The sequence below is a fragment of the Halomonas sp. B23F22_20 genome (assembly GCF_043496985.1).
Taxonomy (GTDB): domain Bacteria; phylum Pseudomonadota; class Gammaproteobacteria; order Pseudomonadales; family Halomonadaceae; genus Halomonas.
Window position 1 is genome coordinate 120948 of the sequence record NZ_JBIEKH010000006.1, and the last position, 23935, is coordinate 144882.

25 protein-coding genes are annotated in these 23935 nt (G+C 67.8%); 13 read left to right on the forward strand and 12 right to left on the reverse strand.

The window, feature by feature from the left end; all coding sequences use genetic code 11:
• Positions 1–9: 9 nt before the first annotated feature.
• The 4 genes from ACGTN6_RS06430 to ACGTN6_RS06445 form a co-directional block, all read right to left on the reverse strand.
• Entirely contained in the window at positions 10–1872 is a 1863-nt protein-coding gene (locus tag ACGTN6_RS06430; RefSeq protein ID WP_394590528.1) for a feruloyl-CoA synthase, read from the reverse strand.
• Between the two features lie 278 nt (positions 1873–2150).
• Complete coding sequence (locus ACGTN6_RS06435) at positions 2151–3161, reverse strand: TRAP transporter substrate-binding protein (protein ID WP_394590529.1); 1011 nt, start codon at positions 3159–3161, stop codon at positions 2151–2153.
• Positions 3162–3208: 47 nt separating this feature from the next.
• Positions 3209–4189, reverse strand: coding sequence for a PDR/VanB family oxidoreductase (locus ACGTN6_RS06440; protein WP_394590530.1), 981 nt, complete (start codon positions 4187–4189; stop codon positions 3209–3211).
• Entirely contained in the window at positions 4186–5253 is a 1068-nt protein-coding gene (locus ACGTN6_RS06445; RefSeq protein ID WP_394590531.1) for an aromatic ring-hydroxylating dioxygenase subunit alpha, read from the reverse strand. The genes ACGTN6_RS06440 and ACGTN6_RS06445 overlap by 4 nt, the downstream gene beginning before the upstream one ends.
• A gap of 142 nt (positions 5254–5395) precedes the next feature.
• On the opposite strand from ACGTN6_RS06445, the gene ACGTN6_RS06450 reads away from it, so the two are divergent.
• The 4 genes from ACGTN6_RS06450 to ACGTN6_RS06465 all read left to right on the forward strand — a co-directional run bounded on the left by ACGTN6_RS06450 (position 5396) and on the right by ACGTN6_RS06465 (position 9067).
• Entirely contained in the window at positions 5396–6076 is a 681-nt protein-coding gene (locus ACGTN6_RS06450) for a GntR family transcriptional regulator (RefSeq protein ID WP_394590532.1), read from the forward strand.
• 152 nt (positions 6077–6228) lie between these two features.
• A complete protein-coding gene (locus ACGTN6_RS06455; RefSeq protein WP_394590533.1) occupies positions 6229–7254 on the forward strand; it encodes a TRAP transporter substrate-binding protein in 1026 nt (341 codons plus the stop codon).
• Positions 7255–7257: 3 nt separating this feature from the next.
• On the forward strand, positions 7258–7788 hold the full coding sequence (locus ACGTN6_RS06460; protein ID WP_394590534.1) for a TRAP transporter small permease: 531 nt from the start codon (positions 7258–7260) through the stop codon (positions 7786–7788).
• Positions 7778–9067: a TRAP transporter large permease gene (locus tag ACGTN6_RS06465; protein ID WP_394590535.1), complete on the forward strand. Its 1290-nt coding sequence runs from the start codon at positions 7778–7780 to the stop codon at positions 9065–9067. Before ACGTN6_RS06460 ends, ACGTN6_RS06465 begins: the two co-directional genes overlap by 11 nt.
• A gap of 102 nt (positions 9068–9169) precedes the next feature.
• On the opposite strand, the gene ACGTN6_RS06470 is transcribed toward ACGTN6_RS06465, so the two are convergent.
• Positions 9170–10078 carry an MBL fold metallo-hydrolase gene (locus tag ACGTN6_RS06470; RefSeq protein WP_394590536.1) on the reverse strand — a complete coding sequence of 303 codons (909 nt, stop codon included), beginning with the start codon at positions 10076–10078 and terminating at the stop codon, positions 9170–9172.
• Positions 10079–10253: 175 nt separating this feature from the next.
• Positions 10254–11165 (reverse strand): helix-turn-helix domain-containing protein, encoded by a 912-nt coding sequence (locus ACGTN6_RS06475; RefSeq protein WP_394590537.1) that lies wholly within the window; start codon positions 11163–11165, stop codon positions 10254–10256.
• A gap of 149 nt (positions 11166–11314) precedes the next feature.
• Here ACGTN6_RS06475 and pobA point away from each other — a divergent pair, with 149 nt between their 5' ends.
• The 4 genes from pobA to ACGTN6_RS06495 all read left to right on the forward strand — a co-directional run bounded on the left by pobA (position 11315) and on the right by ACGTN6_RS06495 (position 15280).
• Entirely contained in the window at positions 11315–12511 is a 1197-nt protein-coding gene (gene pobA / locus ACGTN6_RS06480) for a 4-hydroxybenzoate 3-monooxygenase (RefSeq protein ID WP_394590538.1), read from the forward strand.
• A gap of 142 nt (positions 12512–12653) precedes the next feature.
• Positions 12654–13607 (forward strand): Gfo/Idh/MocA family oxidoreductase, encoded by a 954-nt coding sequence (locus ACGTN6_RS06485; protein WP_394590539.1) that lies wholly within the window; start codon positions 12654–12656, stop codon positions 13605–13607.
• A 21-nt stretch (positions 13608–13628) separates the two neighbouring features.
• Positions 13629–14423 (forward strand): M48 family metallopeptidase, encoded by a 795-nt coding sequence (locus ACGTN6_RS06490; RefSeq protein WP_394590540.1) that lies wholly within the window; start codon positions 13629–13631, stop codon positions 14421–14423.
• A 71-nt stretch (positions 14424–14494) separates the two neighbouring features.
• Complete coding sequence (locus tag ACGTN6_RS06495) at positions 14495–15280, forward strand: ion transporter (RefSeq protein WP_394590541.1); 786 nt, start codon at positions 14495–14497, stop codon at positions 15278–15280.
• Here the strand turns inward: ACGTN6_RS06495 and ACGTN6_RS06500 are convergent.
• Together ACGTN6_RS06500 and ACGTN6_RS06505 are read right to left on the reverse strand one after the other, a co-directional pair.
• A complete protein-coding gene (locus ACGTN6_RS06500; RefSeq protein WP_394590542.1) occupies positions 15277–15657 on the reverse strand; it encodes an FxsA family protein in 381 nt (126 codons plus the stop codon). The genes ACGTN6_RS06495 and ACGTN6_RS06500 overlap by 4 nt on opposite strands.
• Positions 15650–16126: a PepSY domain-containing protein gene (locus tag ACGTN6_RS06505; protein ID WP_394590543.1), complete on the reverse strand. Its 477-nt coding sequence runs from the start codon at positions 16124–16126 to the stop codon at positions 15650–15652. The genes ACGTN6_RS06500 and ACGTN6_RS06505 overlap by 8 nt, the downstream gene beginning before the upstream one ends.
• A 211-nt stretch (positions 16127–16337) precedes the next feature.
• Here ACGTN6_RS06505 and ACGTN6_RS06510 point away from each other — a divergent pair, with 211 nt between their 5' ends.
• The 3 genes from ACGTN6_RS06510 to ACGTN6_RS06520 are packed head-to-tail and all read left to right on the forward strand — an operon-like array spanning position 16338 to position 18735.
• Positions 16338–16724, forward strand: coding sequence for a PepSY domain-containing protein (locus tag ACGTN6_RS06510; RefSeq protein WP_394590544.1), 387 nt, complete (start codon positions 16338–16340; stop codon positions 16722–16724).
• On the forward strand, positions 16721–17395 hold the full coding sequence (locus ACGTN6_RS06515) for a response regulator transcription factor (RefSeq protein WP_394590545.1): 675 nt from the start codon (positions 16721–16723) through the stop codon (positions 17393–17395). Before ACGTN6_RS06510 ends, ACGTN6_RS06515 begins: the two co-directional genes overlap by 4 nt.
• The gene (locus ACGTN6_RS06520; protein ID WP_394590546.1) at positions 17392–18735 is read left to right on the forward strand and encodes a sensor histidine kinase; all 1344 of its coding nucleotides are present in this window, start codon (positions 17392–17394) and stop codon (positions 18733–18735) included. The genes ACGTN6_RS06515 and ACGTN6_RS06520 overlap by 4 nt, the downstream gene beginning before the upstream one ends.
• A gap of 41 nt (positions 18736–18776) precedes the next feature.
• Here the strand turns inward: ACGTN6_RS06520 and ACGTN6_RS06525 are convergent, their stop codons facing one another.
• Positions 18777–19778: an LLM class flavin-dependent oxidoreductase gene (locus ACGTN6_RS06525; protein WP_394590547.1), complete on the reverse strand. Its 1002-nt coding sequence runs from the start codon at positions 19776–19778 to the stop codon at positions 18777–18779.
• Positions 19779–19986: 208 nt separating this feature from the next.
• Here ACGTN6_RS06525 and ACGTN6_RS06530 point away from each other — a divergent pair, with 208 nt between their 5' ends.
• Positions 19987–20163, forward strand: coding sequence for a hypothetical protein (locus tag ACGTN6_RS06530; RefSeq protein ID WP_394590548.1), 177 nt, complete (start codon positions 19987–19989; stop codon positions 20161–20163).
• A 62-nt stretch (positions 20164–20225) separates the two neighbouring features.
• A complete protein-coding gene (locus ACGTN6_RS06535) occupies positions 20226–20927 on the forward strand; it encodes an extensin-like domain-containing protein (RefSeq protein WP_394590549.1) in 702 nt (233 codons plus the stop codon).
• 6 nt (positions 20928–20933) lie between these two features.
• On the opposite strand, the gene ACGTN6_RS06540 is transcribed toward ACGTN6_RS06535, so the two are convergent.
• The 3 genes from ACGTN6_RS06540 to ACGTN6_RS06550 form a co-directional block, all read right to left on the reverse strand.
• Positions 20934–21173, reverse strand: coding sequence for a hypothetical protein (locus ACGTN6_RS06540; RefSeq protein WP_394590550.1), 240 nt, complete (start codon positions 21171–21173; stop codon positions 20934–20936).
• Positions 21174–21330: 157 nt separating this feature from the next.
• Positions 21331–22446: an agmatine deiminase gene (gene aguA / locus ACGTN6_RS06545; protein ID WP_394590625.1), complete on the reverse strand. Its 1116-nt coding sequence runs from the start codon at positions 22444–22446 to the stop codon at positions 21331–21333.
• Positions 22447–22460: 14 nt separating this feature from the next.
• Positions 22461–23804, reverse strand: coding sequence for a Na+/H+ antiporter NhaC family protein (locus tag ACGTN6_RS06550; RefSeq protein WP_394590551.1), 1344 nt, complete (start codon positions 23802–23804; stop codon positions 22461–22463).
• Positions 23805–23935: the final 131 nt, after the last annotated feature.

A 23935-nucleotide genomic window follows, 5' to 3' on the forward strand; every position in this document is an offset into this window, starting at 1 on the left:
AGTGGTGAATCAGAGCGTGATGACGGCCGTGGCCGGCGTGTCGGTGGCATACAGGGTCTGGACCCGATCGGCGCGGCGGGTCAACACCTGGCGCTGGTTGATGTAGCCCTTGTCGGTGATCTCGCCGGCTTCCGTGGAGGGCGGCGACTCGAGCAGCAGGGCGCGGGTCGGATAGGTGGAGCTGCCGCCGCCCTTGGCCTTCAGGGCCCGCATGCCCTGGCGCACGCGCTCGACCACCGCGGGGTGCGACAGCACGCGCGCCGCGGGAGCGTGCTCGTCGAGATCCGGGCACAGGCGGCGGCACTCGGCGAGGTGCGGAAAGATCAGGAAACCGATCTCGTCGCGGTCGTGGCCGGCGACCACGATGTCCAGGGCGATGGGCTTGAGGGCGTCGAGGCCGGCCATGCGCAGCGCGCCCACGTGCACCCAGGTGCCGGTGAGCAGCTTGAAGTCCTCGCTGACGCGACCGTCGAACAGCAGGCCCTGTTCGGGATGCCCGGCATCCACGAACTTCACCGCGTCGCCGATCATGTAGAAGCCTTCGTCGTCGAAGGCCTTGGCCGACAGCTCGGGCTGCTTCCAGTAGCCGGTGAAGATGTTGGGCCCCTTGACGCGCACCTCGAGTTTTCCGGCGGTGGGCACCAGCTTGAGGGTGGTGCCCGGCACCGGCACGCCGATTACCCCGGAGCGGATCGCCGGGTAGTGGCAGTCGGTGCAGATTGGCGCGGTCTCGGTGGAACCCCAGGAGGAAGCGATCAGCACCTCGCGGCCGGTGGTCTGCCGCGCCATGCTCTCGAGCTCGGTCCACAGGTGCGCGGGCAGGGCCGCCGCGGCGTAGAACACCAGCTGTAGACGACGAAAGAAGGCCTCGCGCAGGGCGGCGTCCTCGCGCAGCAGCGGCATCAGCATGTCATAGGCACGCGGCACGCTGAAGTAGTGGGTCGGCGAGACCTCCTCGAGATTGCGGGCGGTCTTCTCGATCAGCTCCGGGGTCGGCTTGCCGTCGTCCAGATAGAGAGTGCCGCCCCAGTGCAGCACGATGTTGAAGTTGTGGTTGCCGCCGAAGGTGTGGCTCCAGGGCAGCCAGTCGAGCAGCACCGGCGGACGCTCGGCCAGGGTCGGCCAGATGAGGGCCTTGGCCCGCTGGTTGGAGCACAGCATGCGCTGGGTGTTGGGCACCGCCTTGGGCGTGCCCACCGAGCCCGAGGTGAACAGGAACTTGGCGATGGTGTCCGGGGTGATGGCCGCGAAGGCGCGTTGCACCGCCGCTTCGTCGCGCTCGCCCTCGAGTTCGGCGAAGGGCAGGGCGCCTGCGGTGTCGCGGCTGCGGCCGCCGGCGACCAGCTCGCCGTCGTGGCAGTCGGCGATGTTCTCGAGCGCCGGGCGAAAGGGCTCGATAGGGTCGGCGTAGACCATGCCCGGCTCGAGCAGCGCGATCTGACGCTTGAGCTTGGCGTGGTCCTTCGACATCAGCGAACTGCCCGGCGAGACCGAGCAGGAGGGCACGCCGATATGCATGGCTGCGGTCATCAGCAGCGCATGCTCGATGCTGTTGTCCGAGAGGATCACCAGCGGACGCGCCGCGGAGAGCTCCCGGCGGAGCAGGGCGCTGGCGATGGCGGTCACCCGACGATGCGCCTCGCCGTAGGTGAGTTCACACCAGCCGCTCTCGCCATCGCGCTCGGCCAGCCAGACCCGGTTCGGGGCCTCGTGGGCCCAGTGCTCCAGCCATTCGCCGCTGCAGCGGGCGTAGTCGTCGGCCAGTGGAATCGCGGAATCCAGCAGCTGGGTGCCATCCTCCCGCACCTCGAGTCGTACCCGGGGCTCGGTGAAGGACGGGGCGGCGGATGGTTCGAGCGTGGAGGCTGTCATGACGGCTCCTAGCGGTCTCCCGACGTGCACGGCAGATATGTTGTTTTAAGATACTGTTGTTGTACTAAACATTATGTTCGGAGATTACAACAGCTTTCGCGGCGGGTCACCCTCTCCGCCTACGTCTTTGGTCTAGGAGCCTGTCGAAGACGGTGCGCATCCGCGACGACGACCGGCCAGCCCCGACGGACGCAGCGGCCACTCGATCGATGACGAAAACGCGAACGGCGGCCCGTGGGCCGCCGTTCGCGTTGTTCAGGAAGGAAAGGGAGGGGGAATCAGGCCGGGCACTGCTCCTTCAGGGCCATGGCGTCCTCGTAGACCTCGGCGGCGCGATCGCCGTGCTCGCCCAGGTAACGGTCGATGGTCTCCTGCAGCACCGGGCCCCAGTCGGGGTCGTCGAGGGCGTCGTCGATGACCAGGATCTCGTCGCCGGCCGCCACGGCCTCCTGGCGCCCCTGGCGGATCAGTTCGTCGTAGACCGCCGCGGCGCGCTGTGACCACTCCTGCCCGCTATGGTCGTCGATGACCCGTTGCAGATCCGGAGGCAGCTGTTCATAGCTGCGCTGACTCATGGTGGCGAACAGCGACAGGTCGTAGAGCGGGATCTCGGTGTGATGGTCGGCCAGCTCGTTGAGCCGGAAGGTCTTCATGGCCTCCCAGTTGAAGCTCAACCCGTCGACCACGCCGCGCTGCATGGCGGTGAAGACGTCCGGGGCCGGCATGCCAACCGCCTGGGCATCGAGGCGCTCGAACATGTCGCCCACCAGCGGCGTGGGGCGTCGCAGGCGCAGGCCGGCCAGGTCATCGGGCGTCTCGATCGCCCGTTCCTGGGTGTGCAGGTAGCCCGGCCCGGTGGTGAACAGGAACAGCGGGCGGGTGTCGGCGTACTCGTCGTCCAGCGCTCCCTGGTCGTAGAGCGACTGCAGGATGCAGGCGCCCTGGGCGGCGCTGGCCGAGACGCCGGGCAGCTCGACGACCTGGGTCAGCGGGAAGCGTCCGGCGGTATAGCCCTGGGCCGAGGCACCGATGTCGGCGATGCCGCTGGCGGTGCTCTGATAGGTCTGCTCCGACTTGGTCAGGGTCTGGCCGGGATAGACCTCCACCTCCAGGCGGCCCTGGGAGGCCTCCTCGACGCTGGAACCCCAGGCCTGGAAGAGTTCGCGGTCGATCAGCGAACCGCCGGGCCAGACGTGGGCGATACGCAGGGTGGTGGTCTCGGCAAGGGAGGCCTGGCTGGCCAGGGTGCAGGCCAGCGCGAGGCCGGTCACGATCGGCTTGAGTTGCATGGGATCCTCATCGTGTCGTTGTGGTTATGGGGAGTCGAGGGTCGGGATCAGAGGTCCAGCACCAGCACCTTGCTTTTCGCTCGCGAGCAGCAAGGGGTGAACTGGTCGTTGGCGGCGTGCTCGTGGTCTTCCAGGAACAGGTCGCGATGGTCGGGCTCGCCCTCAAGCACCCGCGTCAGGCAGGTGCCGCAAACGCCCTGTTCGCAGGAGACCATGATCTCGACGCCGTTCTCGGCCAGCACCTGGTGCACGGTCTTTTCGGCGGGCACGGTGTAGCTGGCGCCGCTGCTGGCGAGCCTGACCTCAAAGCTGTCATCGTCTTCGCTGGCGGTCACGGCGCCGGCGAAGTACTCGCTGTGCAGTCGGTCGTCGGGCCAACCCTGGGCCTTGGCCGTCGACATCACGGCATCGATGAAGCCGGAGGGGCCACAGACATAGACCCGGGCGTCGGGATCCGGGGTGGCAAGCAGCCCGGCCAGATCGAGCTTCTGGGCCTCGTCGCCGTCGTCGAAGTGGAAGCGCACCCGGTCGGCGAAGCCGGCGGCGTCGATGCGCTCGCGGAAGGCCGTGCGCTCCGGCGACCGGGTGCAGTAGTGCAATTCGAAGTCGGCGCCGGTGTGCGCCAGCCGTTCGGCCATGCACAGCAGCGGGGTGATGCCGATGCCGCCGGCCAGCAGCAGGACGCGCTTGGCCGGCTCGAGCGGGAAGTGGTTCTTGGGCGCGCTTATCTGGATCAGGTCGCCCTCCTGGAGCTCGTCGTGCATGGCCACGGAGCCGCCCCGCGAGTTCGGGTCGCGCAGCACGCCGATCTGGTAGCGGTCGCGCTCCTCGGGGTGATTGCACAGCGAGTACTGGCGAACCAGGCTTTCCTGACCCTGCGACGGGACGCGCACGTCGATGTGAGCGCCGGCACCGAAGGCCGGCAGCGGCCGGCCGTGGGGATCGGCCAACTCGAAGGTGACGATGTCGCGGGCTTCATCGCGGCGCGCCTTGACCTCGACGATCAGCGACAGGGGAACCTGGCTCATGAGACGCCCTCCTTCTCGGAGACCTCGTTTTCCTCGGCGAGGATCCGGTCGATGATGCGCCGCGCCTGGACGCCGCCGCCGTCGATGTTGAGCTTGAGCAGTTGGCGGTCGGGGTAGCGCAGCAGGTTGCGCTGCTGGGACTCCAGCATCTCCAGGTCCTCGGAGAAGATCTGGCCCTGGCCTTCGCGGATGCGGTCGGTGAGCGCCTGGTCCTCCGGCTTGAAGTTGCGCGCCATGCCCCAGAAGTACCAGATCGAGGTATCGGTCTCGGGAGTGATGAAATCGACCACGATGCTCGCCGCCTTGACCTCTGCCGGTGCCTCGTAGCCGCCATGGCCGGCATGGGCCACGCCCACTTCGATCAGCACGTGACTCGGCGGGGTGAAGCGGCAGATCTGCCAGCGATCCACCGGCACGTCGTCGGCCAGGCCGTTGCCGCGCAGCGCCGCCTGCCAGAAGGGCGGGGCGGGGATGCGCTCCATGTGGCGTTCGGTGATCGCCTCGTCGCCCTCGACGCGGGTCGCAGGCGCAGACTCCTCGATCTCCGGCTGGCCAATGCTGGAGGCGTGGACATAGGTCTCATGGGTCAGGTCCATGAGGTTGTCGATCATCAGCCGGTAGTCGCAGTGGATGTGGTATAGCCCGCCGCCGTAGGCCCAGTCCGGATCGTTGGCCCAGTGCAGCTCGGGAATCAGCCCGGTGTCGGCCCGCTCCGGGTCGCCCGGCCAGATCCACACGAAGCCGTGGCGCTCCTCGACCGGGTAGGCGCGGATGCTCGGGAAGCCCCGCACGCGCTGCCCCGGCATGCTGGAACACTTGCCGTCGCAGCCCATCTCCAGGCCGTGGTAGCCGCATACCAGCTGGCCGTCGCGCACGAAGCCCAGCGACAGCGGGGCGCCGCGGTGGGGGCAGAAGTCCTCCACCGCGGCGACCTTGCCTTCCTCGCCGCGGAAGAACACGATCGGTTCATTGCAGATGGTACGGCCCAGCGGCTTGTCTTCCAGTTCGTCGGGGGTGCAGGCGACGTACCAGGTATTCTTGGGATAGGGGGCTCGGTGGGTCATGGGATCTCCTCGGGTGCCGGTCTAGGATGTTTGTATTTTGGATCCAAAGTTAAGGCTTTTGGGCTTTGTGGCGTCAACTCATCCTTTAGTTGGATCCAAAGTCTTGTGGCGATGAATCGAACGATCACGGTAGGGAAATCAAGTGAGTAACAGTGGCAAGAGCGTGGTGAGCCAGCTGCGCCGATTGATCAGCGACGGTGAATTAGCGCCCGGGCAACGGCTTGGCGAGGTCGCGGTGGCGGAGCAGCTGGGCGTCTCGAGGACGCCGGTCCGCCTGGCTTTTCGCACCCTGGAGCAGGAGGGACTGCTGCAGCGGGCCGGCAAGCGCGGCTTCATGGTGCGCGAGTTCTCCGATACCGATGTGCGCTGTGCGGTGGAGGTGCGCGGCGTCCTGGAGGGGCTGGCGGCACGCCGCCTGGCCGAGCAGGGACTCTCCTCGGAGCTGCTCGGTCAATTGGAGTTCTGGATCCAAAAGGGCCGCGATCTGCTCGCCAAGGGCTATCTCGTCGAAGACGATGTCGTCGACTGGGGCGAGCTGAATCGGGGCTTTCACGAAGCGGTCGTGTCCTCGGCCGGCAGCGAGGTCATTGGCGATGCGATCGCCCGCAACAACCATCTGCCCTTCGCGGCGGCGGACTCGATCATCCTCGATACTGGGGCGCTGGCGCGGGAGTTTCGCAAGCTGCAGCTGGCGCAGATCCAGCACGAGCTGGTGCTCCAGGCCCTGCGCGACGGCGAGGGCGCCCGAGCCGAGATGCTGATGCGCGAACATGCCCTGGTGGGGTTGCGCTACGCTGACGTGCTGGAGGGAGAGGCTCGCTGAGCGCCGGCGAGCACCGTTGGATCCCGTCTACGACCAAAGTCGCTTTCCCCCTCGGCGGCGGGTGGTTTACCTTTCCTCGTTATAACGAACAGATGTTCACCATGCGAACCGCGGGTGACATACGACCAAGACAAGAACGCTCGGAGGAACCCATGAAGACCCAGGTCACCGCTTGCCTGCTGGCGGCATCCATCGCCGGCCTGGCCGCCACGTCCGCCCAGGCCGCCACCACCCTGCGTATGGCCCACTTCTGGCCCGGCGCCTCCGGCATCAACCAGGACATCTTCGAGGCCTGGGCCGAGACCGTCGAGGAGGAGTCCGGCGGTGAACTGCGCGTCGAGATGTATCCCTCCGGCACCCTGGCCAAGCCCGATGCCATCTACGAGGCGGCGGCCAACGGCATCGCCGATATCGGCGCCACGGCACAGGGCTACACCGCGGGACGCTTCCCGCTGTCGCAGGTCGTCGAGCTTCCCGGGGTCGCCGACAACGCCACCCAGGGTGCCTGCGTGCTGCAGACCCTCTACGACGAGGGCCACCTGGACGCGGAGTATGAGGATACGCGTCCGCTGTTCATGTTCACCACCGGGCCGGGCGGCATCCACACCATCGACACCGATGTCCAGGTGCCGTCGGACCTGGATGGCCTGCGTATCCGCCGGCCCACCGCGGTGGCCGGCGAGATGCTCGAGAACATGGGCGCCACGCCGGTCGGCATGCCGGCGCCGGACATCTACACCGCCATGCAGCGCGGCGTGATCGATGGCCTGAGCTTTCCCTGGGAGGGGCTCAAGGGCTTCCGCATCAACGAGCTGGTCAGCCACCACACCGAGGTGCCCTTCTACACCCTGATCTTCGTCGCCACCATGAGCCAGCGCACCTACGATCGCCTGAGCCCCGAGCAGCAGGCGGTCATCGATGCCAACTCGGGCATGCAGTGGGCCGAGAACGCCGGGGCGGTGTTCGATCGGCTCGATCGCGAGGGCAAGCAGGAGGCCATCGAGGCCGGCCATACCATCCGCGAGATCGACGACCCGCTGAACGATCCCGACTGGCAGAAACCGCTCCAGGACGGCATCGACGGCTATCTGGCTCGCCTCGAGGAGCGCGGCCTGCCGGGCCGTGAGGTCTACGAGGCCGCGCTGGCGGCCAGCGATGCCTGCGCCGCCCAGGAATAAGCCATGATGACGACCTATCTGGAACGGGCCAGCCACGCGCTGGCCCTCGTCTGTCGAGTGGTGGCCGGCGTCGCCCTGGTCGCCCTGCTGGCGGTGACCATCGCCGACGTCAGCACCCGCTACCTGTATCGGCTCACCGAGGGGGCCATCGCGCTGCGGGTGACCGGCAGCGTCGAGCTGGTCAGCTACCTGATGCTGTGCTCGCTGCTGGCCGCCATGGCGGCCAACGTCGAGAAGAGCCAGGTGGTGGTCGAGGCCTTTTCCCACGGCCTCGCCCCGGCGCTCAAGAACCGTCTGCACGGCGTCTACCTGCTGGGTTTCGCGGCGCTGGGCCTGGTGCTCTTCCTCGGCCTGATCGACTCGGCGCAGAGCGCTGCGGGCCACGGCGAGGTGACCCAGGACCTGCGCCTGCCGATGAGCCCCATCTACTACGCGGCCGCGGCCCTGAGCCTGCTGCTCGGGGTGCGCAGCCTGATCGAGGCGCTGCTCGGCGCGCTGTTCGGTCGCGACGCGGAGGTGTCCCATGGCGAGTGAGATGATCGGGGCGCTTGGCCTCGGCGGGCTGCTGGTGCTGATGATCCTGCGCGTGCCGGTGGCGCTGACCATGCTGATCGTCGGGGTGGTGGGCTTCGCCCAGGTGATCAGCTGGGACGCGGCGATTTCCCAGCTCAAGACGGTGCCGGTGGAGGTGCTGTCCAACTACAGCTTCAGTGCGGTGCCGATGTTCATCCTGATGGGCGTGCTGGCGGCCCACTCCGGCATGGCCGGCAAGCTGTTCCAGGCCACCCGGGTGATCTGCGGCGGCTGGAAGGGCGGCCTGGCGATCGCCGCGGTGGGCTCGTGCGGGGTGTTCTCGGCGATTTCCGGTTCGTCCCTGGCCACTGCCAGCACCATGACCCGGGTGGCGCTGCCGGAGATGGAGCGCTACGGCTACCACCGCGGCTTGGCCACTGGAGCGCTGGCCGCCGGCGGCACCCTGGGGATCATGATCCCGCCGTCCATCGCGCTGCTGATCTACGCCATCCTCACCGAGCAGTCGGTGGGCGACATGTTCATGGCCGGGCTGGTGCCGGGGCTGATGGGGCTGGTGATGTACGCGCTCACCGTGACCGTGGTGATGCGCGTGAAGCCGTCGCTGGCGGTGGCCGGCGAGCCGACCACGTGGCGCGAGAAGCTGGCCTCGCTGTCCGGGCTGGTGCCGTTCTTCGCGGTGTTCCTGGTGATGATCCTGGGCATCTACTTCGGCATCTTCACCCCTACCGAGGGGGCCAGCGTCGGCGCCTTCGCCACCCTGCTCTACGCCCTGGCCAAGGGCCTGCGCGGGCGCGAGCTGTGGCGGGCGGTGCAGGAGACCCTGGCCCTGTCGACGGTGGTGTTCTTCATGCTGGTGGGGGCCGACACCCTGGGCTACTTCATCTCGGTGTCGCGGATCTCGTTCTCGATCAGCGACGTCCTGTATGGCATGGACCTGGCGCCGATCGTGGTCGTGCTGTGCATCCTGCTGATGTACTTCGTGCTGGGCATGTTCATGGACGCCATCGCCATGCTGGTGATCACGGTGCCGGTGGTGTTCCCGATCATCCAGTCGCTGGGCATCGACCCGGTGTGGTTCGGTATCGTCACGGTGCTGACCGTGGAACTGGGGCTGATCACCCCGCCGGTGGGCATGAACGTGTTCGTGATCAAGGCGATGGCGCCCCACGTCTCGCTGGGCGAGATCTTCCGCGGGGTGTCGCCGTTCATCGCCTCGGACTTCGTGCGCCTGGCGTTGCTGATCCTGTTCCCGGCGCTGACCGGCTTGTTTCTGCTGTAGGCCGGGAGCGTTTCTCTCCCCTGGACTGGCAACAGGCCAGGACAAGGCCGGCCCAAGGGCCGGCCTTGTCGTTTCAGCGCGATGGGCAGAAGGGAGCGGGGATCAGCGGAAGACGTCGAGGTCGTCGGCCAGCACCACTTCGCCGTCGTACTGCTGCTGAACCTCCTCGAGGGCGGACTCGATCGGAGCACCGTAGTGCAACACATGGTAGAGCACCAGCAGGTCCGGCCGAGCGGCGTTTGCCAGGCCGGCCAGCTCGTTGCTCAGGGTGTGGGCATACTGATGGTAGTCCTGCCATTGCTCCGGGAGTTCTTCCCAGCCGCGGCGGCTGATCACCTCATGGATCAGGATATCGGCGCCCTCGGCCTGGCGCTGGACCTCGTCGTCGATCGAGGTGTCGCCGGAGATGACGATGGTCTTGTCGGGCGTCGTGACCTTGTATCCGTAGGCCTCGTCCCAGTCACCATGCGACACCGGGAAGGCGTCGATCCGGATCTCGCCAGCCTCGTACACGGTGCCGGGACCGCTGATCTCGGTGACGGCGGCATGGGCCGCCTCGGGATTGGTGACCGGGCTCTTGTCCTTCAGGCGCGTTTCGGTGTCATCGGCCAGCATGGTGTAGATGCCTTCGCTCATCGCTTGGGTGCCCGGCGGGCCGAAGACCTGGAGCTGATTGCTGCGCCGCCACCAGTAAGTGGCCAACAGTTCCGGATAGTCCAGCACATGGTCGCTGTGCAGGTGGGTCAGGAACAGGTGATCGATGTTGATGGGGCTCAGCGGCTCGATATCGAATCGCTCGGCCGCTTGGGTCGCCCGTTCGACGACGCCCGCCCCGACATCGAAGACGTAGGCTTCACCGTCGTGGATGACGGCGACGCCGGCCCCCGCGCGTTCACCGTCGGGCACGGGGGTGCCGGTGCCGAGCATGACCACCTGTGTATCGGCCAGTGTCATGCCGGAGGCGCTGGCCGAGAGGCCGAGCACGGCCAGGTAGAAGAGACGTTTTTTCATGGTGTGGGGCTCCCGGGGAGAGAAGGACCGCAGAGGGCATTCCTCACGAATGCGGTTCGTTATGCGAATTAATGTTTGTTATTTGCTCAGGGAGATTAGCATTCAACTCGGGCACGGCAATTCGACGAATGTGGGCCTGCACGGAGGCGAATATCGTCCGCGAGAGAGAAGCGCATCACGGCGTCTCTGGCTGTTCGGTGCCCTTGTGCTGATGCCGGAAGTCGCGGGGCGGCATGCCGGTGAGGCGCTTGAAGAAGCGGGTGAAGTAGGCCGGCTCGGAGAAGCCCAGGCCGTCGGCCACCTCGCCCACCGTCATGTTGGTATAGGTGAGCTGGCGCTTGGCTTCGAGCAGCAGGCGTTCGTGGAGCAGCTGCAGGGCGCTGCGACCGGCCAGGCGCCGGGACAGCAGATTGAGATGGGCGCTGCTCATGCCCAGTCGTTCGGCGAACCACTCGATGCCGGGCTGCTCGGCGCAGTGCTCTTCGATCAAGGCCTGGTAGGCCTGAAGGTGTTCCCTGGCCTCGCCCCGCTGACGAGGGCGCGAGCGCGCGGCGTAGCCGGGCAACGGCTCTGCCAGCCGTGCCACCTCGACGGTCAGTGCCTCCACCAGAGCCTCCAGCAGGTGGCTACGGCCCAGCGCCGGATGCCGATACTCGTCGTCGATCTGGTCGATCAGGGTGGCGATACGTGCCCGCTGACGCGGCGAGCTCAGCGGATGTACCTCGGATCGTGCCAGCACGCCGGCCTGGTCGGCCAGGCGCTGCTGTAGTCCTTCGGCCAGCGGCCGCGACAGGGTGACGATATGGCCCTGGGTGTCCGGCGAGAAATGAAAACCATGGATGCTCATGGCCGGCACCACGATCAGCAGCGGGGCGTCGAAGGTCCGCTCGCTGCCCTCAAGCTCCAGGTTCACGCCGCCCGCTGAGAGATGCAGCAGATGGTAGAGGTCGGCATGGCGGTGGGGGCGAATGCGCCAGTCGTGGCGACGGCTGCGCTCGGGGATCGATTCGCAGTGCAGCAGGTCGGGCGTCGGCCACTGTCGGGTCTCGCCGTAAAGCTGGAAGACGGGAACGAGGGAGTCGGCCATGGCGGTTCCTGAACGGGGATGCTACGACTAAGGTAGGTGGTGGATGCCGGAAATGTCCAAGACGTGATGCGGATATTGCCTTATCCGGGTCGCAGTTTCAGTGAAAAATACAACTCATCAACTGCGAACGCATCATCACGGAGCACGCCATGAAAACACAGGTCGCGATCATCGGCGCCGGCCCCTCGGGGCTGCTGCTGGGCCAGCTGCTGCAGCGTCAGGGTATCGACAACGTCATTCTCGAGCGCAAGAGCGGTGAATACGTGCTGAGCCGCATCCGTGCCGGCGTGCTGGAGCAGGGCATGGTCGACCTGCTGCGCGAGGCCGGCGTGGACGAGCGCATGGATGCCGAGGGCCTGCCCCACGACGGGGTCGAGCTTGCCTTCGACAATCGCCGAGTGCGCATCGACCTCGCCGGGCTGACCGGCGGCAAGCGGGTGATGGTCTACGGTCAGACCGAGGTGACGCGCGACCTGATGGCGGCCCGTGAGGCCAGCGGCGGCACGACGATCTACGAGGCCGACAACGTCCAGCCCCACGATCTCGAGAGTGACAGCCCCGATGCCAAGCCCTACGTCACCTTCGAGCAGGACGGCGAGACGCATCGCCTGGACTGCGACTACGTGGCGGGCTGCGACGGCTTCCATGGCGTGTCGCGGCGCTCGATTCCCGAACACCGCATCAAGGAATTCGAGCGGGTCTACCCGTTCGGCTGGCTGGGGTTGCTGTCCGACACCCCGCCGGTCGCCGACGAGCTGATCTATGCCCGCCACGAGCGCGGCTTCGCGCTGTGCAGCATGCGCTCCGAGACCCGCAGCCGCTACTACATTCAGGTGCCGCTGGACGAGAAGGTCGAGGACTGGTCGGACGAGCGCTTCTGGGAAGAGATCAAGCGCCGTTTGCCCGAGGAGACCGCGGCCCAGCTGGTCACCGGCCCGTCGCTGGAGAAGAGCATCGCGCCGCTGCGCAGCTTCGTGGTCGAGCCCATGCAATACGGCCGGCTCTTCCTGGTGGGCGATGCCGCCCACATCGTGCCGCCCACCGGGGCCAAGGGACTCAACCTGGCGGCCAGCGACGTGAATACCCTCTATCGGTTGCTGGTCAAGGTCTACTGGGAAGGGCGCACCGACTTGATCCCGCGCTATTCCGAGACCTGCCTCAAGCGCATCTGGAAGGCTGAACGCTTCTCCTGGTGGATGACCTCGATGCTGCACAAGTTCTCCGAGGAGGAAGACTTCGGCAGTCGCATGCAGCAGGCCGAGCTCGACTATGTCACCGGCTCCGAGGCGGGGCTCACCACCATCGCCGAGAACTACGTGGGACTGCCCTACGAGCCGCTGGAATAGCCTCGGCTGCGGGCTGCGGGCTGCGGGCTGCGGGCTGCGGGCTGCGGGCTGCGGGTTAAAGGCAAAGGGCTACGAGCTGTGGGCTTTCTGCGCAGGGCCGTCTCTGGAATCATGCGTTCGACGTTCAAGCAGGGAGAACACCATGAGCGAGCAACCGCTGCGTCTGTTGCTGGCCGGCGAGGGTGGCATTGCCGGCGTGCACATGCGGGCCCTCGGCGAGATCCCGGGCGTGGAAGTGGCCTGCCTGGTGGGTGGCGACGAAGCCGATGCCCGCGCCTTTGCCGCGGAGTGGGGGATTCCCGAGGTAAGCCTGGATCTCGATGCCGCCTTGGCCCGGGACGATCTCGATGCGGTGATCCTGGCCACGCCGAGCCCTCGGCATGCGGAGCAGACCGAACGGGTCATCGCCTCCGGCAAGCACCTGCTGTGCGAGATTCCCATGGCGCTGAGCCTCGCCGATGCTGAGCGGATCACCGCCCGGGCTGAGGCCTCGGGCAGGGTCTGCATGGTGGCTCACACCCGGCGCTTCAATCCGCCGCACCGCGAGCTCAGGCGGCGCCTGGCCGCCGGCGAATTTCACCTTCAGCACCTAGTGTCGGAGACCTACTTCTTCCGCCGCGAGAACCTCAACATGCAGGGCCAGCCGCGTCGCTGGGTAGACAACCTGCTGTGGCACCACGCCTGCCACAGCGTCGACCTCTTCGCCTGGCTGCTCGACGATCCCGAGATCGAGGCCTGGGGCAGCCGGGGGCCGGACCATCCCGAGCTCGGCATTCCCATGGACATGAGCATCGGGCTGCGCTCGCGTCGCGGCGTGCTGGCGACCCTGGCGCTGTCGTTCAACAACCGCGGCCCCTTCGGCGGCTTCTATCGCTACATCGGCGAGGAAGATACCTTTCGAGCCTTCCGAGATGAGCTCGAGGACCATCGGGGCGAGTCGGTTCCGTTGAGCGGCAGTGGCTTCCTCGACCAGGATCGCGAGTTCGTCGCCGCCATCCGCGAGGGTCGCGTGCCCGAGGCCTCCTTTTCCAGCTGCCTGCCGAGCATGCGGGTGCTCGATCGCCTGCAGCAGAGCATGGCATCCTCTCTGGCCTGACCCTGCCAAGCCGAGAGACGAATGATCGCGAAACGTATACTGCCTTGGATTCTGCTGGTGCTGTTGCTGGCCGGCTGCGAGGAAACGCCCTCCGGGCGCTCGCAGCTGGCGCTGGTGCCCGACACCCTGATGGCGCAGCTGGGCGAGCAGAGTTTCGCTCAGCTGCGCGAACGCCGGCCCGCCGCTCAAGACCCGGCCCTCGACCGGCGAGTGCAGTGCGTGGCCGACGCGGTGGTGGAGGCCGCTCGGCGCCACTATCCCGAAGTCGAGATGCCCAAAGCCTGGGAGGTGGTGGTGTTCGACGATGCCTCGCCCAACGCCTTCGCCTTGCCCGGCGGGCGCATCGGCGTGCATAGCGGCCTGCTGCGGGTGGCCGAGTCGCCGGATCAGCTGGCGGCGGTGATTGGCCACGAGGTCGCCCACGTGCTGGCCGACCACGGCAACGAGCGGCTCACCCAGCAGCTGGGCATCAAGGCCGCGCTGCTGGTGGTGGGCCTGGTCAGCGAAGGCGAACTGGCCGGGGAACCGCTGATGCGGGCGCTGGGCATCGGCGCCCAGTTGGGCATCAGCCTGCCGTTCAGCCGCACCCATGAAGAGGAAGCCGACCTCATGGGGCTGGAGATCATGGCGGCGGCGGGGTTCGAGCCCGGTGAAAGCGTCGCGCTGTGGCGCAACATGGCCGCGGCGGGGGGCGGCCAGCCGCCGGAGTTTCTCTCCACCCATCCCGCTCATGCCTCGCGCATCGCCCTGCTGGAGGAGCATCTCGATGCGGCGCGAGCGTTGCAGCGGCAATCTCCTTCGCCGAGTTGCGGTTAGCGCTGAGCGACAAGCGGGCCATGAGGGCGTAAGGTCCAGAAGTTTGTGCTCCGGAACTCGAGCTAGATGCCATGAACGATCGTCTCACGCCCTTCCAACTGCTGATCCTGGTGCTGTCCTTCTATGTCCTCGGTGCGCTGGCCGTGGATGTGCTGTTCGCCTTGCCGCCGGAGATGTCGAGGCTACTGCACTACCTCGATCTGGTGGCTTGCCTGTTCTTCTTCGCGGATTTCTGCCTTCGCTTTCGTGCCGCGCCGAACAAGTGGCGCTTCATGCGCTGGGGCTGGATCGACCTGATAGCGTGCATTCCCGCCGGCCTGCTGTTCGCCGGCCGCCTGGTACGGGTGGTGCAGGTGATCCGCCTGCTGCGGGCGATCAAGTCGATGCACATGATCTGGCGGCTGTTGTTTCGCAATCGTGCCAAGGGGATCTTCGCCTCGGCTGCCACTGCGACCCTGCTGCTGGTGGCCTTCGGTTCGATGACCATCCTGCTGGTCGAGGGACCCAATCCCGAGAGCTCCATCGACACCGCCGAGGAGGCGCTGTGGTGGGCCTTCGTGACCGTGACCACGGTGGGCTACGGCGACTACTTCCCGGTGACCACCCTGGGGCGGGTGGTGGCCGTGGCGCTGATGATTGCTGGGGTGGGGCTTTTCGGCAGCTTCGCCGCCTACGTGGGCTCGCTGTTCGTCGACGACCAGGAAGACGAGCAGGCGCGGCTGCACCGGGCCAATCGCGATCTGATTCGCGATCTTCATGGCGAGGTGCGTGCCCTGCGCGAAGAAGTCGGAGCGCTGCGCGGCGAGCTCGTCGGTCGGGAAAGGGAGGTCAGCGGCGAGCGGCGGGAAGTGGATTAGCGCTCGTCATCCTTGACCTCGTAGTCGCCCTCAAGGACGTCGCGTTCCCCGGCGCGGCTTTGCCGGGCCTGATGTTCCCGAGCACGGCCTTCCCGGTAGGTGGCGCCCCCCAAGTCCTGGGCCTGGTCGGCGCGCATGCGTTCCATGCGCTTCTTCATGCGATGACGCAGGAAAGGTAGCATCAGCCAGCCGATCACCAGGAACACCAGGCCGATCAGGGTGCCGACGATCATCATGGCGCCGAACAGCAGCCAGGTGAGGATCATGCGCGGCCCGCTCATGCCCCGAGAGGGGCGCGCCCGGCGCGCCCGCTCCCGCCATTGCTCGGCCGCCATCCAGGCGGTGTTTTGGTCGCGCCCTTGGCGTCGATCAGTCATTTTCCACTCCCGTGACCTTCATGTTGTGATCGAGGCGCAGCTCGATCTCGCGGTCGTCGGCGTCTCGGCCTTCGATCTCGATGGTGCCTCCGTCATCGACATCCAGCGTGGAGAATCGTTGCAGGCCGGCCCGGTGGGCGTTGGCCAGCGCCTGGCGAAGTTGGTCGCCGGTCAGGCTCCAGTCGGGAATCTGGCTCTGGCGCTGGGCCTCATGGAGCAGGTTACCATCCTCGGTTCGCATGTCGACTTCGAGCCTCCAGCCGTCGTCGCGCCAGCCTTCCAGCTCGAGCCGATGGCCGTCGTCGAGGTCGAACTCCTCATAGTGGCTGAAGCCATACGCTTCGGCGCCATCGAGCAGGCGCAGCAGGTCATCCTGGCTCAGGCTGCCGTCGTCGGCCATGGCGGTGCCGGCCATGCCGGTCATTCCGGCCAGGGTCAGGGGGGCGATCCATTGGGTCAGCGTTTTCATTGCGGCTCTCCTTGACGTGAGCGAGGCCTCATTGCCTCGGGTATCGTTATCGCACCGTGCAGCTTGCTGTGGCCTGACGGCCCCGTTCATGCTCGGTTCATGTCGCGGCGCATCTGTGATGCCCGCCCGACAAGCCTGCCGCGATGCGTCTGTCCCAGGGCTGACGGGAGCGTTCATGGTGTGTTCATGCCGCTTCTGGCAGTCTTGCCACATGAAGATGCTGTTCCCAAGAGGCGCCGCCAAGGCGGCCGTGCCATGGCTGACGGGCCGCTGGCTGCTCGCAGCCGGCCTGCTGGTTGCCGCTCTGAGCGGGCCGGCGGCCAGCGTGTGGGCCGATGACGACGAGACGTGGCAGTCGCTGCACGAGGCGGTGCGTGACGGTCGCATCGTGCCCCTGCCCGAGGTGCTTGACTGGCTCGAGGCGCACTATGAGGGCCAGGTGCTGGAAGTGGAGCTGGATAGCGAGGACGGCGAGCGCCGCTACGAGATCGAGATGCTGGGACCCCAGGGCCAACTGGTCGAGTTCGAATTCGATGCCGCGACCGGCGAGCTGGTGGGAATCGAGGGAGTGAACATCGAGGGCATGCGACGCCGATGAAGGTACTGCTGATCGAGGATGATCGGGCCCTGGCCGAGGCGCTCGGCGAGGCGCTGGGCGATGCCGGCCTGTTGGTCGAGACCGCCGGCACCGGCGGCGAGGGAGACTATCTGCTGCGCACCGAGCGCTATGATGCCGTGGTGCTGGACCTTGGCCTGCCCGATGGCGACGGCACCCGCTGGCTGGCCCAGTGGCGGGAAGACGCCATTGACCTGCCGGTGCTGGTGCTGACCGCCCGCGAGCGCTGGTCCGACAAGGCCGCCGGCTTCTCCGCCGGCGCCGACGACTACGTCACCAAGCCCTTCGAGACCGCCGAGGTGCTGTTTCGCCTGCATGCCCTGGTGCGCCGCAGCCACGGCCATGCCCATCCGGTGCTTTCGGCGGGCACCCTGTCCTACGATACCCATACCGGTAGTGTGACCCTGGCCGGGCGGCCGGTCTCGCTTACCGCCCAGGAGACGCGCCTGCTGGCCTACCTGATGCACGCCGCGCCGCGGGTGGTCAGCCGCAGCGAGCTGGCCGAGCATGTCTACGACCGCGACCACGAGCCCGACTCCAACGTCATCGATGTCCAGATCAGCCGATTGCGTCGCAAACTCGGCGGCGAGCGTATCGAGACTCGGCGCGGCCAGGGCTACCGCCTGGTGGCGGTGGAGGACGAAGGCGCGTGATCCCGACCCGCTGGAGCCTGGCGCGGCGCCTGCTGCTGGCCGCCGGAGTACTGGTGCTGGTGGTGCTGCCGCTGGCCGGCGGGGGGCTGGCCTATACCTTCCGCGAGACGGTGACAGCGTCCTTCGATGAGCGTCTGGACTCGATGATGCGCGTACTGTTGGCGGCGGTGGAGCGCGACCCGCTGGGCGGCGGCCTGAACGTGTCACCGACACTCGGCGATACGCGCTTCGACCGGGTGTTCTCGGGCTGGTACTGGCAGGTCAGCGACGGCGAGGCCTTCACCCGGATCTCGCGCTCGCTTTGGGACCAGCGGCTGCCCCTGCAGGAGGCGGCAGCGGGGGTGGTGCGTCGCGACATCCGCGGGCCCCGGGGCGAGCCCCTGCGGCTGATCGAGCGGCGCATCCGCTTGGCGGGCCACCCGCGGCCGCTGCGGGTCGGCCTGGCGGTGTCACGCCAGGAGCTCGACGCCGAGGTGGCCCGCTTCGAATGGCTGCTGTGGCTGTCGCTGTTGGCGCTGGGTATTCTGCTGTTGGGCGGGCTGGCGGTACAGATTCGCTGGGGGCTGGCGCCGCTGCGCCGGCTGCACGCCGATCTTCGCGCCGTGGAGACCGGCCGAGCCGAGCGCCTCGGCACCCGACTGCCCGCCGAGTTGGCCGAGCTGGCCGGCGCCATGAACGAGGTGCTGGCCCGCGACCGCCGGCTGATCGAGCGCGGTCGTGCCGCCGCCGGCAACCTGGCCCATGCCCTCAAGACGCCGATCAGCGTGCTGCGCACCCTGGCCGATCGTCATCCCGAACCGCAGCGCCAGCGGGTCCGTGACGAGCTCGCGAGGCTCGACGAGGCGGTGCGTCATCACCTGGCGAGGGCCTCAGCCGCGGGGGGCGCCTCGCTGGCCGGACCGGTACCGGTCGCCGAGGTCCTGGCGCCGGTGGTCGATGGCCTGACCCGGCTCGCCGAGCGGCGCGGGATCGCGCTCGACGCCGAGCTGGCGCCCTCGCTCAGGCTGCGCGTGGACGCCCAGGACCTTCAGGAGATGGTCGGCAACCTGCTCGAGAACGCCCTGCACTGGGCTCGGGAAAGGGTGACGCTGCGGGTGGTGGTCGCCGACGGCGAGGCCTGCCTCGACGTCGAGGACGACGGCCCGGGGATGACGCCCGAGCAGCGCGAGGCGGCGCTGGCGCGGGGCGCGCGACTCGACGAGCGACGTTCGGGCAGCGGCCTGGGGCTGGCCATCGTCGAGGACCTGATGGCGCTCTACGACGGCCGACTGAGCCTCGAGGCGGCGCCGCTGGGTGGCCTGGCGGCGCGTATTCGGCTGCCGCTCGGCGGGGCGGCATAAGTCACCCCGCCGGCGCCCTTCACGCCGTTCCCGGTATCACCTCAAGCGTCGGCCTGCCATAGGTCGGCGACGATCTCGTAGCTCCTCAAGCGATCCTCGAGGCCGTAGACATCGGTGTGCAGCATCAGCTCGTCGGCGCCGGTCGCCTCGAGGAAGGCTTCGAGGCCCTCGCGCACGGTCTCCGGGCTACCGATCACCGCCGCCCCCAGGAACTGCTCGACCTGGGACTGCTCCAGCGGCGTCCAGTCCATGCGCTCCACCGGGGGCAGCGCCTGGGTGCGGCGGCCGCGCACCATGCCGAGGAATTTCTGGTAGGCGGTGGTGGCCAGGTACTCGGCCTGAAGGTCGCTGTCGGCGGCGATCACCGGCAGGCCGACCATGGCATGGGGGGCGTCGAGCACCGCCGAGGGGCGGAAGTTGTCGCGGTAGACGCGCAGCGCCTGATGCAGCTGGGCCGGTGCGAACTGGGCGGCGAAGGCGAAGGGCAGGCCTTCGCGGGCCGCCAGTCGGGCACTGTAGTCGCTGGAACCCAGCAGCCAAAGCGGCACCCGGGTGCCCTGACCGGGCACGGCGCGCACTCGCTGACCAGGTTGCTCCTCTTCGAGGAAGCCCTGGAGTTCGGCCAGGCGCTGGGGAAAGTCGTCGACGCCGGCGAAGGGATCGCGGCGCAGCGCCGCCATGGTGGCGGCGTCGGCGCCCGGGGCGCGACCCAGCCCCAGGTCGATGCGCCCCGGGTAGAGCGTTTCCAGGGTGCCGAACTGTTCGGCTACCACCAGCGGCGGATGGTTGGGCAGCATGATGCCGCCGCTGCCGACGCGGATGCGCGAGGTCTGCCCCGCGACATGTCCGATCAGCACCGCGGTGGCGGCGCTGGCGATGCCATCGATGCTGTGGTGCTCGGCCAGCCAGAAGCGCTCGAAGCCGTGGCGCTCGGCCAGCTGGGCCAGGGCCACGCTGTCGCGGAAGCTGTCGGCGGCGCTGCCGCCCTGGCGAATTGGCGCCAGGTCGAGCACCGAGAGGGGAATGTCCTTGAGGCGGGGCATGGGGGGCTCCAGTCGTTGGGGAAACGCGGCATGAAGATCTGCGCGGCGAGCGCCTTGCGCTTCCGCTGCGGATGCCGATTCGATCGACATTTCGTTAGCTTGCTCAAGGGTGATATGGGGACGATCGATCGCCGGCACAATGGGGTACTGGTCTCGCATCACTGGGCCCCGTAAGCTCAGGGCACAGGATGCAAAACGGATTGCGCTGATGGCTTCCCCCCGCACCCGCCCTCCGACACGCCGCCGGGGGGCTACGCGTCGTCGCGCGCGACGGCGCTTCGACTGGACGGGCCTCGATCGCTGGCTGGATCGCCTGGTCGCCCTGGCCGTGGTCACTGCCCTGGTGGTCGGCGGCTCGGCGCTGATCGTCAGCCTGGTGCTGTAGCCCGATAGCGCGGCGAGGAGGCTGACGCCGCCATCGGGACATGAGCGTTATGGGAGAGCGGTATGCGAGGGAGGGGCCTGGTCTTGCTGTTGGGGCTAGTCGGCGTCAGCATTGCCTTCGACAAGGGCGTGTGGACGCTGCCCGTTGGCTGGGATCCCTGGCGGCCGCTGGCGGTGGAGGATCCGCTGACCCCGGTGACGCGCTGGAAGCTCGGGCGGCTGCAGGGCGACCGTGAGGCCTGTCTGGCGGTGCTGGCGCGCGCGCCCGAGGCCGCGCTCTCTTATGTGCCGCTGGACGATCACACCCCGGTAGCGGGCTGCCCGCTCGAGAACGTGGTGCGGCTCGAGCGGGCGGGGGTCGCCTTCGGCTCGAGCTTCGTGGCCACCTGCCCGCTGGCGGTGGCCTGGCTACGCTACGAGCATCATCGCCTGCAGCCCGCCGCCCGGGCGCTGTTCGGCCAGCCCGTGGCCGCGGTCGAGCACTACGGCAGCTTCGCCTGCCGCAATATCTATGGGCGCGAGCAGGGGCGGCGCAGCCAGCATGCCACGGCGGAGGCGCTGGACGTGGCGGCCTACCGGCTCGACGACGGCCGGCGTATTGAGCTGCGCCGCGACTGGGGCGACGACGACGCCGCGGGGGCGTTCCTGCGGCGAGCCCGCGAGGGCGCCTGCGACGTCTTCGGCACCGTGCTGGGCCCCGACTACAACGCCGCCCATGCCGATCACTTCCATCTCGCCATGGGCGGCTATCGAGTCTGCCGCTGAGCGCGCTCAGCGATAGCGGTTGAGGTCGATATCGTCCGAGTCGGTGGCCGCGCCGGTAGCCGCCCCCACGCCGCCGCCGATCACTGCCCCGCGGGTGATGCTGCCGCCGGTCACGGCCGCTGCCCCGGCGCCCACTGCGGCCCCGACGCCGGCCCCGCTCAGCGCCCTTTCGCCGGTCGTGGTGCCGCACCCGGCCAGAGCGATCGCCAGGGTTGTGCCGGCCAGAATCATCATCAGTCGTTGCATGGTGGTCTCCTCACAGTGGCATTCCCCGAGTTGGAGGCGTGCCGGGCGGATAAGTTTCGAAACGGTGTTTTTTATTTCGACCAAAAAGACGTGATGGGGCAGGGCTGGAAGGAGCAGGGGCCGTCGTCGCCGAACACGGCGACGACGGGAAGAGGGCTCAGGGTCGGGGCTGCTGCTGGGTGATGCAGTGGATGTTGCCGCCGCCGAGCAGGATCTCCCGGGCCGGCACGCCGATCACCCGGCGCGTGGGAAACAGCGTCTGGAGCAGGGCGCGGGCCTCGTCGTCCCGAGCCGAGTCGAGCAGCGGCATCACCACCACCGAGTTGCCGATGTAGAAGTTCACGTAGGAGCCGGCCATGCGGTCGCCGGGGCGCCGCGGATGGGAGTGGCTCAGGCGGTCGATGCCGCTGGCCTCGTCCTCGCCGATATGCAGCGGGCCGGGCTGGGGCAGCCGGTGCACGGTCAGCGTGCGGCCGCGGGCATCGGTAGCGCTCTCCAGCACGGCTAGCGCCTCCCGGGAGATGGCGTGCTGGGGGTCGGCCTCGTCGTCGGTCCAGGTCAGGGCGACCTCGCCGGGGGCCACGAAGCAGGCAAGGTTGTCGACGTGGCCGTCGGTCTCGTCGAGATGGCAGCCGCGGGGCAGCCAGATCACCTTCTCCACCCCCAGGGTGTCGCACAGCACCCGCTCCATCTCGGCCTTCGACAGGCCCGGGTTGCGGTTGGCGTTGAGCAGGCACTCCTCGGTGGTCAGCAGGGTGCCCTCGCCGTCCACGTGGATGGCCCCGCCTTCCAGCACCACCGGCGCCACGAAGCGCTCGATGCCGAGCATCTCGGCGATCTTGGTGCGGATGCGGCGGTCCTTGTCCCAGGGGAAATAGAGCCCTCCCTGCAGGCCGCCCCAGGCGTTGAACTCCCAATCGACCATGGCCAGGCGGCCGTCCGGATGGGTGAGGAAGGTCGGGCCCACATCGCGCATCCAGGCGTCATTGCTGGAGAGTTCGACCACCCGGACGTGGTCGGGCAGCTGGATGCGGGCGTTCTCGTACTGCTCGTCGTTGACGCCGACGAACACCGTCTCGCTCTCGGCGATGGCCGTGGCTACCTCGACGAAGGCCTGCTGGGCCGGCTTGGCCCCATAGCGCCAGGTGTCGGGACGCTGCGGCCACAGCATCCAGCAGGCGTCATGGGGGGCGAACTCGGCCGGCATGGCGAAGCCCTGGGCCGCCGGGCTCTCGGGAGTGGCGCCCGCCTGGGCGCCTTGGGCAGATGTCATCGTCATGGCAGTTCTCACAGGTAGCCGACCACCAGGAATACACCGGTGGCGATGGTGGCGGCAATCAGCACGTAGGGGAGCTGGGTCAGGGCGTGGGCCATCGGCGTGCAGCCACTGCCCTGGGCCGATAGCACGGTGGAGTCGCCGTAGAAGCAGGCGTGGCTGCCGAAGGCGCTGGCCGAGATCAGCGCGCCCACCACCAGCGGCATGCTGGCGTCGACGCTTGAGGCCAGTGGCAGCACGATGGGCATGGCCACGGCGAACAGCCCCCAGAAGGAGCCGGTGGCGAAGGCCAGGAAGGCCATGGTGACGAACACCACTGCCGGCAGCAGGCCGGCGGTCATCAGCGGCTGGACGGTGGCGATCACGAAGTCGGTCAGCCCCAGGACGTCGTTGACTTCCTTGAGGGTGAAGCCGGCCACCAGGGTGCCGAGCGGCATGATCATCGCCTTGAAACCGTCCAGGGCGGTGTCGAAGGTCTCGTGGAAGCTCAGCAGCCGCTGTGCTCCGATCAGCACCAGCAGCACGGCCAGCGACACGATGACGCCGCGCAGGATGTCGATGTCGAAGTACCAGGTGAAGAAGATCAGGGTGGCGATCGGCAGCAGGAAGTTGATCAGGTGCGGACGCGGCTTGTCCTCGTCCACTTCCAGTGCGGCGTCGTCGACGCCCGAAGGCATCGGCTGGCCGCCGGCAGCGCGGGCCTCGGCGGCCTTCATCGGGCCGATGTCGGGCATCCAGCCGAGCGCCACCAGCGGCACGATGGCCGCTGCCACCCAGGCGTAGAACATGTAGGGGATGGCCTCGATGTACAGCCCCATGCCGTTGCCGGTGACGTTGTTCTCCTCCAGCAGGCCGGCGAAGAACACCGCCCAGGTGGAGAAGGGCACCAGGATGCATACCGGGGCCGCCGTGGAGTCGACGATGTAGGCCAGCTTCTCACGGGAAATGCCGAAGCGGTCGGTGATCTTCTTCATCGAGGCGCTGATGGTCAGCGCATTCAGGTAGTCGTCGACGAAGATCACCAGGCCCAGCACCCAGGTGGTCAGCAGGCTGTGGTGCTTGTGATGGATGCGTCGGGTCATCACGTCGCCGAAGCTGAGCACCCCGCCGGTCTTCACCAGCAGGGCGATCAGGCTGCCGAACAGGCCGCAGACCAGGATGATCCAGGTCACGGTGTCGTTGCCCAGCACACCGAGCAGGATATCGGAGCCCTGGGTGACCACGGTGGTCGGGTCGATCATCAGCAGACCGACCACGGTGCCGGCCAGCAGGGACTCGATGGTGCGTCGGGTGATCAGAGCCATGCCCAGCACCACCAGGGTAGGGATCAGGCTCCAAGCGCCATAAGTATCCATGGGGAAAGTCTCTATTGTCGTTGTGGTGGTTGTCTGTTGAGAAGGCGCCGATTTATGTCGCGAGCGATGAGAGGCGGGGGCGCCTAGCCTGGTCGCCGCCGGCGCACAGCAACCGGAGTTGACAGTTTGCT